Raw genomic sequence first — 4,978 nt, forward strand, 5'->3', positions numbered from 1 at the left:
CCGGCCGCGTCTTCCACGGCGAACGCCGCGACGATGCGCGCCCACCCCGCGCGCCCCGTGGCGAAGGCTTCGGCGCCGATCGCGCCCCGCGGGCCGAGCGCCGCGACGACGCGCGCCCGCCCCGCCAGGCCCGCGCGCCCTACGGCGAACGCCGCGACGACGAGCGCATGTCACGCCCCACCCGCGCCCCGCGGGCCGAACGCCAGGACGCCGAGCGCCCCGCCCGCGCGCCCTACGCCGAGCGCCACGACGCCGAACGCGCGCCCCGCCCCGGGCGCGGCCAGCCGCCGGCGGCGGCCATCGACGACGCCCCCGCCCCGCCCCGCCCCGGCGCCGGCGCGGGGTCCGGCGCCTTCTGGATCTACGGCCAGCACGCCGTGCTCGCCGCCCTGTCCAACCCCTTCCGCAAGCCGCGCCGCCTGCTGACGACGCCGGACGCCGAGGCGACGCTGCGCGAGCGCTTCTCCGGCCCCTGGCGCGTCACGCCCGAACGCTCCGAACGGTCGCGCTTCGCCACCTTCCTGCCCGAGGATTCCATCCACCAGGGCATCGCCCTGCTGGCCGAACCGCTCGAGGCCGTGGCGCTGGAGGACGCGATCGAGGCCGGGGAAGGCCCGGTGCTGCTGCTCGACCAGGTGACGGACCCGCGCAACGTCGGCGCCGCGCTGCGCGCCGCGGCCGCCTTCGGCGCAGCCTGCGTCGTGCTGCAGGACCGCCACGCGCCGCCCGAGACCGGCGCGCTCGCCCGCGCGGCGTCCGGCGCGCTCGACATCGTGCCGGTGGTGCGGGAGGTGAACCTCTCCCGCGCCATCGCCGCACTGCAGAAGGCGGGCTTCTGGGTGATGGGCCTGGCCGGTGAGGCAACGCGCACCCTGGCCGAGGCCGCGCCGCGCGACCGGCGCGTCGCCCTTGTCCTCGGCGCCGAGGATTCGGGCCTGCGCCGCCTGCAGCGGGAGACCTGCGACGAACTCGTGCGCCTGCCCATGGCCGAGGGCGTCGAGAGCCTGAACGTCGCAGCGGCCGCGGCGGTGGCGCTGTACGAGATCGTGCGGCGCTGAGGGTGCGCGGCGGAGAGGGGCTTTGCCCCCCTCCGGACCTCCCCCCACCAAAGGCCTAAGGGCCCTTGGAACCCTGTTGATTCATCGGAGGGTTTGGGGAGGGGGCTCATCCGTGCCGCTGGCGCGAAGGGCGCGCCATGCCCCCTCCCCAAACCTCCGATCAAGTCCCGGTGTCCGGAGGCCTTTCGGCCTCTGGCGGGTGGGGGTCCGGGGGGAAGGCGGCGCCCTCCCCCGCCCGCCCGCCCGCATCAGATCGGCGGCGTCTTCGCCCAGCGGAACCCGACCCGCGCCTTCTCGTACCCATGGTCGTACAGCGCGCGCATGAAGCCCTGCTCGAAGGGGGATTCGAGCTGCCGTGTGAAGTCGCTGCCGATGAAGGCGAGGTTGAAGTCCACGCCGTCGCGCTGGGCGAAGAAGTACAGCCGCACCGCATCGTTGAAGCCGCTGGCCGCGATCATGCTGGAGATGGCGCGCGCGGCGATGCTCAGCCCCCGGCGGTTCACCATCGCCCATTCGGAATCGAGCCGCCCGTTGCGGATGACCCAGGCGCGCGCCGGCGGCACGCGTCGCCCGCGCGCGATCGCCGCGCGCCGGGACGCGGTGACCGCGCTGGGATAGAGGAAGGCCTGCGCGAAGGTGCCGCCATCCACGTGCATTTCCTGGTGCCGCTGCCCATCGACCGTGACGTCGAACATCACCGGCGGGAAAGCCCCCGGAATGGCGGCGGAGGCAAGCAGGATGCGCCGGACGGTGTCCAGGGCGCGGGGGTGGCCGCTGTCCGCGATGGCGCCGATGTTCCACACGACCGGCAGCTGCGCGTCGATGTCGGCGGTGCCGATCATCAGCAGCCGTCCCTGCCGGTGGCCCTCGGCGATGGCGGCGAGCATGCGTTCGTCGAGATAGGTCGAGATGGTGTCGAACAGCGGCGAGGTATCGGCCAGCGCGTCGTTGAAGATGGCCGCGGTCAGGCCGCGCGACCGCAGGACGCGGTCGACCGTGATCGCGGTGTAGACCTCCTTCAGCGGTTGGTCCCAGTCGGATCCCAGGAAGGCGAAGGGCGCGGTCAGCGCCCCGGTGGACACGCCCGTCGCCAGGTCGAAGACCGGCCTTGTGCCATGCGCCGTCCAGCCATTGATCAGCCCCGCGCCGAAGGCGCCGTTCTCCCCGCCGCCGGACACGGCCAGCAGGTTCATCTCGGGAACACTCGCGCCGTCCCGCAGGCCAAGCGCGCGGCGCTGGCGGGCAAGGGCATCCACGACCTCCCGCTCGAAGCCCGCCTGGCCCTCGGCGGTCGTGATGCGGAAGCGCTCGTTCGGCAGGCCGAGCACGCGCGCTTCCCCCGAACGGCCGGCGGGGACGGCATCGAGCCGGGGCGGCAGGGCGCAGCCCGGCGCGAGGCCTGCCGTCCCGACCGCCGCGGCCGCGCCCAGCAGCCGGCGCCTGGATCCTCCCCGGGGCGGCGGACCGCCGCGTGATGTGTCGGTCATCGCTTCTCCCATCGGTGGCGCGCCGCGAACCTGCGTTATGCACCGGCGATCGCGGAAGGGCGATGGCGGCGCGCGCTGGGCATGCCCTTTGGCGGCCATCCGGCACGGCCGCGGCAAGGCCGGGCCTTGCGCGCGCGCCGGCCTTCGGCACAAGGGGGGGCGGGAGGGCGCGCCCTCCCCCGTCAACGCAAGGGGAGGACCGCATGGCATCCGAAGCCGCCGAGGCGATCATCGAGGCGCGCCGCGCGCGCCGCATCCTGGCCCCGCTCGGCCGTGCCGCGCCCGCCACGACCGAAGCCGGCTACGCCGTGCAGAAGGAAGTCGCGCTGCGGATGGGCGGCCTGCCGCCGGCCGGCTTCAAGATCGGCGCCACCACGAAGCAGATGCAGGCGATCCTGGGCCTGTCCGGCCCCGCCGGCGGCTTCGTGCCCAAGGCCGGGCTGCGCGCGAGCCCCGCCACCTTCCGCCATGCCGACTTCATCAATCCTGGCGTGGAATGCGAGGTCGGCCTGCGGCTTGCCCGCGACCTGCCCGCCGGCCCCTGCACGCGGGAGGAAGCCGGCGAGGCGGTGGGCGAGGTCTTCGCCGCCATGGAGATCGTCGAGAAGCGCTACGACGACCTGGCGAAGCTCGGCACGCCGACGCTGATCGCCGACCAGGTGTTCCATGCCGGCGGCGTGCTCGGCCCGCCGGTCGCGGGCTGGCGCGCGCTCGGGCTCGACCTGGCCGCGACGCGCGGGCGGCTGCTGGTGGACGGGCAGGTGCGGGGCGAAGGCGTGGGCGCCGACCTGCTGGGCCACCCGTTCGAGGCGCTGGCCTGGCTTGCCGCTTCCCCCTGCGCGGCCGCCTTCGGCGGGCTGCGGGCGGGGCAGGTGGTGTTCCTGGGGTCCGTCACGCCGCCGATCTGGCTCGATGGTCCCTGCACGGCGGTGGTCGATTTCGATACGCTCGGGCGTGTCGAGTTATGTCTGACCTGAGCCTTCGACTCACCACTCGTTAACCATGCACAGCGCAATCTGAGTGCGCGCTCACATGGGGCGTGTATGGACGCCAGAACGGCGGTTGACGCGGATGGAACCGCCATGCGGCCTGCCGACTGGAATTGCCTCTCCGAGGATGTGCAGCTGACCCTCTCGCGCGAGGCGCTGCGCCGCGCCGCGGAGACGCTTGCCGACCACGCCGAGATCCTGGCGAAGGAGATGGAGGGGGGTTCGCTGCTCGATCGCGGCGGCCCCGACGCGCTGCGGCTGTTCGCCGCGGTGGTGCGCACCACGAATCGCGACGCCTTCGGCGAGGTCGGGCACGCCTGACCTTCGGCCGGCGCATCCCGCGCATGCGGGGGCGCGCCGGGCGGGTCCTGGCCTGAGCCGGGCGGCGCGGCCTTAGGCGCCTTCGCGCGCGTTCGCGCCTTCGGCGTGAAGGAGCGGATTCGCGCGGTCGGCGCGACGCTGCGTCTGCGCGGCGCCGGCATAACCGGTCATCCGCGCGCCTTCGGCGTAGCCGGTCATCAGCGCGCCTTCGGCACGACACCGGAAGCAGCGTGCCTTCGGCGCGACACCGGAATCAGCGCGCCTTCGGCGCGACACCGGAATCAGCGCGCCTTCGGCGCGACACCGGAATCAGCGCGCCTTCGGCGCGACGGCACCACCTCGTGCCTGTCGTGTCGTCCGCCTTCGCACATCGGCATGGCATCGCGACATCGAGCCTTCGTCGTCGCGGCACGCTTCGCGCGGCTGCGGCGCGGCGGCCTCGGCGGCGCGACCTCGTCGCCGTGTGCGGACCACAGCGCATTCGGCAGGACATCCGCGCCGGCGCGCCTTCGGCGCGGCATCCGCATCAGCGCGCCTCCGGCGCGACGCCCCGCGATTCGCGCGCCGGCCAGGACCGTCCTCGTCGCGCGCCGCTACCGCCCGTACAGGATGTAGTTGATCGTCAGGTCGATCGTGACCTGCTCCTCCGCCGTGCCCGGCGGGAAGGGCGGCAGGTTGCGGCCGCGGAACACCGCCTGCGAATAGTAGTTCAGGAAGATCGAGCGTGACGCCGTGCGCATCTCGACCGAGCGCACGCGCCCATCCGCGCCGGTGATGATGCGCACCGTCACCGGCCCCTGTTCGCCGAGCTCCGCCGCCTCCCGCGGGTAGCGCAGGTTCTGCTCCAGCCATTGCCGGAAGGCGTTGCGCCAGTCCGGGCCCGCCTGGGCGCCGCGCACGCGCAGGTTCTGGTCGTCCCCCGGCCCGGGCAGGGTCGCGCCCGGCGAAAGGTCGAGCCCGCGCCGCGGCGCGGCGGGCGGCGCCTCCCCCAGCCGGATCGGCGGGCGATTCGTCAGGTCGAGCGGCTGCACGCGCGGCGGCGCCGGCGGCGCGGCCGGCGGGCCGGGCGGCGTGGGCGGGGGCAGCGGCAGGGCGGCGATCTGCGGCGGGGCGGCCTGTGGCG

The 4,978-nt window shown here is 74.7% G+C and carries 6 protein-coding genes; 3 read left to right on the forward strand and 3 right to left on the reverse strand.

Annotated elements, in window-relative coordinates:
* Window positions 1–1,058: TrmH family RNA methyltransferase (locus J5Y09_RS24690; protein ID WP_342451540.1), on the forward strand; the 1,058-nt coding region annotated here is incomplete at its 5' end.
* A gap of 248 nt (window positions 1,059–1,306) precedes the next feature.
* On the opposite strand, the gene J5Y09_RS24015 is transcribed toward J5Y09_RS24690, so the two are convergent.
* On the reverse strand, window positions 1,307–2,545 hold the full coding sequence (locus J5Y09_RS24015) for a patatin-like phospholipase family protein (RefSeq protein WP_209354380.1): 1,239 nt from the start codon (window positions 2,543–2,545) through the stop codon (window positions 1,307–1,309).
* A gap of 203 nt (window positions 2,546–2,748) precedes the next feature.
* On the opposite strand from J5Y09_RS24015, the gene J5Y09_RS24020 reads away from it, so the two are divergent.
* Window positions 2,749–3,522: a 2-keto-4-pentenoate hydratase gene (locus J5Y09_RS24020; protein WP_209354381.1), complete on the forward strand. Its 774-nt coding sequence runs from the start codon at window positions 2,749–2,751 to the stop codon at window positions 3,520–3,522.
* Window positions 3,523–3,627: 105 nt separating this feature from the next.
* Window positions 3,628–3,855 carry a hypothetical protein gene (locus tag J5Y09_RS24025; protein ID WP_209354382.1) on the forward strand — a complete coding sequence of 76 codons (228 nt, stop codon included), beginning with the start codon at window positions 3,628–3,630 and terminating at the stop codon, window positions 3,853–3,855.
* A 72-nt stretch (window positions 3,856–3,927) separates the two neighbouring features.
* Here J5Y09_RS24025 and J5Y09_RS24695 read toward each other — a convergent pair whose 3' ends face one another.
* Entirely contained in the window at window positions 3,928–4,053 is a 126-nt protein-coding gene (locus tag J5Y09_RS24695) for a hypothetical protein (RefSeq protein WP_280846322.1), read from the reverse strand.
* A gap of 395 nt (window positions 4,054–4,448) precedes the next feature.
* A partial coding sequence (locus J5Y09_RS24030; protein WP_209354383.1) for a TonB family protein occupies window positions 4,449–4,978 on the reverse strand: 530 nt, incomplete at its 5' end.

The sequence above is a fragment of the Roseomonas nitratireducens genome (genome assembly GCF_017813355.1).
Taxonomy (GTDB): domain Bacteria; phylum Pseudomonadota; class Alphaproteobacteria; order Acetobacterales; family Acetobacteraceae; genus Neoroseomonas; species Neoroseomonas nitratireducens.

Excerpts from the sequence above, each read along its gene's own strand:
- J5Y09_RS24015 (WP_209354380.1), bottom strand. The coding sequence starts at position 2,545 with ATGACCGACACATCACGCGGCGGTCCGCCGCCCCGGGGAGGATCCAGG.
- J5Y09_RS24020 (WP_209354381.1), top strand. The coding sequence starts at position 2,749 with ATGGCATCCGAAGCCGCCGAGGCGATCATCGAGGCGCGCCGCGCGCGC.
- J5Y09_RS24025 (WP_209354382.1), top strand. The coding sequence starts at position 3,628 with ATGCGGCCTGCCGACTGGAATTGCCTCTCCGAGGATGTGCAGCTGACC.
- J5Y09_RS24695 (WP_280846322.1), bottom strand. The coding sequence starts at position 4,053 with ATGACCGGCTACGCCGAAGGCGCGCGGATGACCGGTTATGCCGGCGCC.